Annotated in this window: 1 protein-coding gene; it reads left to right on the top strand. The window is 59.1% G+C overall.

Annotated features, from left to right (window positions below):
* Positions 1–36: 36 nt before the first annotated feature.
* Positions 37–1,391 (top strand): IS3 family transposase gene (locus NKH06_RS31945; protein ID WP_502895240.1). Its coding sequence is split into 2 segments (ribosomal slippage): positions 37–502 and positions 502–1,391, totalling 1,356 coding nucleotides; the frame shifts between segments, so codons are not numbered across the junction.
* Positions 1,392–1,418 lie beyond the last annotated feature (27 nt).

The following is a 1,418-nucleotide window of genomic DNA, read 5'->3' as shown; positions in this document are numbered from 1 at the left end:
CCCCCGAAAGTTGGACACAACCTTCGGGGGTTTTGCATGTCCAAATACAGCGAGAGTTTCAAGCGCTCGGTTGTCGATAGCTATTTAGGCGGGGATGAGAGCTGCGCGAGTGCGGCGTCGATGCATGGCGTTGATGCGGCCACTGTTCGCAAGTGGGTTGCGTTGTACCAGGCGCATGGCGATGCCGGGCTATCTGGTAAGTACGGTCGTTACGACGCGGCGTTCAGGCTGTCGGTGCTTGAGCGAATGTGGGAGGAAGGTCTGTCGTATCGGCAGACGGCTGCATTGTTCAATATCCGCAATGCCAGTTGCCTGACGGGCTGGGAGAAGCGCTATCATGCGGGCGGGATAGAGGCGCTCGGCCCACGTCCCAGAGGACGACCCATGTCAAAGCCGCCGTCCCCCGCAGTGCCTGTTGCAGCCAGTGACGAGGCCAAAAGCCGCGAAGAACTGCTGGCTGAGCTGAAGCATCTGCGGATGGAGAACGACTACCTAAAAAAACTAGAGGCCTTAACGCAGGGACATGCGCTCAAAAAGCGCAAGCCGTCCAGGCGTTAAGGCCGTTGCATTCGCTTGAGGGGCTGCTCGAGCTGGCGAAGCTTGCGCGCAGCACGTTCTATTACAGACAGAAAGCAGCGAAGCGCTCGGACCGCCATGCGGCGCTGAAGGCGGCGATCAAGGCCATCTTCGACAGCCACAAGGGTCGCTACGGCTATCGCCGGGTGACTGCGCAACTGCACCGGTTGGGCCGGCGCGTCAACCACAAGACCGTCCAGAGCCTGATGGCCGGGATGGGATTGAAGTCGCTGGTCAGGCCGAAGAAGTATCGCTCCTACAGGGGCGAGGCTGGGCGGACCGCTCCCGATCTGTTGCAGCGCAAGTTCGGCGCCGACCGCGCCAACCGCAAATGGGTGACCGACGTGACGGAGTTCAGCCTGGCCGGCGACAAGCTCTATCTGTCCCCGGTCATGGATCTCTACAATGGCGAGATCGTCGCGTTCGAGACGGCGCGGCGGCCACGCTTCAAAATGGTGGACAATATGCTGACCAAAGCCCTCGCCCGGCTTGGTGAGAACGAAAGGCCGATCCTGCATTCCGATCAGGGATGGCAGTATCAGATGTCGGCATTCCAACGCAGGCTGGAAGCCAGAGGCCTCCAACAGAGCATGTCACGCAAAGGCAATTGCCTCGACAACGCCCCAATGGAGAGCTTCTTTGCCATCCTCAAATCCGAGCTCTTCCATCCCGGAACCTTCGACACCGTTCAAAGCCTGGACGACGCCATCACGGACTACATCGACTATTACAACCACCGCCGCATCAAACTGAAACTGAAAGGGCTGGCCCCTGTGCAATACAGGAACCAGCCCTTAAACCTACCAACTCAATGAACCGTCCAACTTTATGGGGTCAGTTCA

The sequence above is a fragment of the Mesorhizobium sp. M1342 genome, from assembly GCF_040317955.1.
Lineage (GTDB): Bacteria > Pseudomonadota > Alphaproteobacteria > Rhizobiales > Rhizobiaceae > Mesorhizobium.
Note: the sequence above shows the minus strand (reverse complement) of the source record. Positions and strands in the feature narration are given on the sequence as shown.